The sequence below is a fragment of the Massilia sp. CFBP 13721 genome (genome assembly GCF_014842025.1).
Classification (GTDB): domain Bacteria; phylum Pseudomonadota; class Gammaproteobacteria; order Burkholderiales; family Burkholderiaceae_D; genus Telluria.
Map to the genome: position 1 here is coordinate 1 of NZ_JACYUY010000060.1, position 1,118 is coordinate 1,118.

Annotated in this window: 1 protein-coding gene; it reads left to right on the forward strand. The window is 56.9% G+C overall.

What is annotated here, in order from left to right; all coding sequences use genetic code 11:
- Window positions 1–82: 82 nt before the first annotated feature.
- On the forward strand, window positions 83–1,118 hold a 1,036-nt coding region (locus IFT60_RS26150; protein WP_192057020.1), incomplete at its 3' end, for an IS4 family transposase.

Genomic DNA, 1,118 nt, shown 5'->3' on the forward strand with positions numbered 1-1,118 from the left:
TAATGCCGTTCAGTTAAGGCTGAACGGCATTTTTCTTTTGTAGTGTTGTAAACGTCTTCAGAGGCTGTTAACCTGCGTCACCATGTTTGATGACGCATTCCATTTTCTCGTACAAGCCCAGGAAGACCCGGACTGGGCCCGACTGGGGCAGCACCTGCCATACGAGTGGGTCGAGCAGGCTGTTACATACACTGGTAAAGCGAGCATTCGGCAGCGCCGCTTGCCGGCCGAGCAGGTCGTGTGGCTGGTGGTCGCTTTGGCGCTGTACCGTCACCAGTCCATTAGCGAAGTAATTGATGACCTGGATCTGGCTTTGCCGGATGCGCAGACGCCTTTCGTGAGCAAGAGCGCGGTAGCGCAGGCACGGCAGCGTCTTGGCGCCGAACCTCTTCGGGTCTTATTCGAGATATCGGCAAGGGCATGGTCGGAACAGGATCGCAAACAGTACCTGTTCAAGAGCCTAAGTCTGTTCGCGATGGACGGCACGACGTTGAAGACTGCAGACACGCCGCAGCTTCGCGAGCATTTCGGTGAGCAGGTGTACCCCAGTGGGCGAATCTCGAGCTATCCGCAAGTGCGCGGGGTAACCTTGACCGCGGTGCCGACCCATCTGATCCGCGATGCGAAGTTTGGTCCTTATGGGATCAACGAGATGCTTTACGCTAAAGAGCTGCTTGCATCGATTCCAGATGATTCGCTTACTGTCTTCGACAAAGGCTTCCTGTCGGCCGAAATCCTGTGCGGCCTGACGCACGGTGGAACCAACCGACATTTCATCATTCCAGCCAAGGCCAACACCAAATGGGAAGTCGTTGGCGGCACACCTGACGACGCCGTCATCGAAATGCGCGTCTCGCCCCAGGCGCGCAAGAAATGTCCGGACCTGCCCGAAACGTGGCGTGCCCGTGCCATCACAATTATCGACCAGAGCGCACGCAAGCACATACTGCTGACATCACTGTTTGATGCCAGGCGCTACACAGTCAAGGACATCGCCGCTTGCTATACCCAGCGCTGGCGGATTGAAACGAGCTATCGCGAGCTCAAGCAGACGATGATGGGTATGGCGCTGACTCTGCGTAGCCGCACCGTCGACGGCGTCTATCAGGAAATCTGGG